Source organism: Paenibacillus sp. 01L418 (genome assembly GCF_056400045.1).
The window spans coordinates 1-1,379 of sequence record NZ_JBFTSN010000743.1 but is presented as its reverse complement, the minus strand read 5'-3'; the positions used below and the strand labels follow the sequence as shown (position 1 = coordinate 1,379).

General features: G+C 30.4%; 2 protein-coding genes. One reads left to right on the top strand and one right to left on the bottom strand.

Features of this window, described 5'->3' with window-relative positions; translation table 11 throughout:
- The coding region (locus AC1DSE_RS35260) for a hypothetical protein (protein WP_477529123.1) at positions 1–237 on the bottom strand (237 nt) is incomplete at its 3' end.
- A 166-nt stretch (positions 238–403) separates the two neighbouring features.
- Between AC1DSE_RS35260 and AC1DSE_RS35255 the strand changes: the two genes are divergently transcribed.
- Positions 404–1,084 carry a hypothetical protein gene (locus tag AC1DSE_RS35255; RefSeq protein WP_477510308.1) on the top strand — a complete coding sequence of 227 codons (681 nt, stop codon included), beginning with the start codon at positions 404–406 and terminating at the stop codon, positions 1,082–1,084.
- Positions 1,085–1,379 lie beyond the last annotated feature (295 nt).

Below are 1,379 nucleotides of genomic sequence, written 5' to 3'. Positions count from 1 at the left end.
CACCAGCATTGCAACAGCTACTAGAATAAGCATAGTGGTAAATGGAATATTAGGTCTAATAATAGTGAGAATATTCAGTTCTATTAACTTGTCTGGAATAGAAAAATAAGACTTGTACCCTGCCTCAAAACGATATGCTACCACATAAAAGAAAAGAGTAAATAGAGTGATGATTGAGGTTGTATTAATCACAATGTTTTTTAAGCTTACTTTATTCTCAGTTGTCTCTTCTGCCATCTCGCACCCCTTATACTATTTTGCTTATGTCTTATTTCGACTTTTTCCAGCATTATCCTCCAAAAGACTTTTATAAAATTTCCATTTTAGATATAATGATCAAGTACAGCCATCATACTTAGTTGAAACGAACCATTTGTACTAATCATCATGGAGGTAATAAGTCATGTTAAAAAAAGATAAAAATGGTTTTTTAAACTGCATAGATAAATCAAAATTTTCAAGGAATCAGTTTGAAGTCAGTGAACAATTAATAAAGAACAATCCTGCATTTGTTATAAAATTTAAAGACTCACCTATGATGTTTTGGTATCGTAACACCCCTGAAAGCTACAAACATTACGATTATGCTTATATTGAGTTTTCTCCTAGTTTTGCTGAAAGTGATTATAATCCTGATAGAGATTGGTTTTCTGATATAGAACCTATTTATTTGGCATTTACACATTGGCTTGAAAATGATCTATCCGATTACCTTTCAGAAGAAGATCATATTGATCTTTGGAGTACCCTTTTTCAAGAAGAAAATGAATATTTAGGAGTTGGAGATGATAAAGTAAACTTTTCTCATGACGAGAAAATAACTTTAGTTAGTATGATTGAAAACTTTAGAAAAATAATTGCCATTGAGTTTAATCCAACAACTAATCAGATGACAGAAATAAACAACAAACTTGATTATCTTACTCTCTCAGTAGACAAATTGAATAGATATGACTGGAAAGGCGTCTTGATCCAAACATTGATTGGAATAGCAACCTGTTTAAGTTTCGATACTTCTCAAGGAGCACAACTTTTCGCACATGCAAAACGAGTATTCATTGATAATTTGCTTTTATTAAATTAAAATCTATGCAGACTTATATAAAAACTTTGAATACCCATAATAAGCATGATATAATAAGAAAACTCAGACAGAGTGGTCATCTTTTCCGTAAACATTTAGGAGGATGATTAACATTTTAAAATAAAAATAAAACTTAAAGTTAATCTTGCATACGTATTTGCAATTTTAACGGTAGCAATCAACATCGCATTAGTATTGTTAAAGTAAATTAATTATTATAGATTCATTATCTGAGATTAGCTAGCTACCAACTACCAGTAAAATAAACTTTTAGATCACCTGTCTGAGTACACAC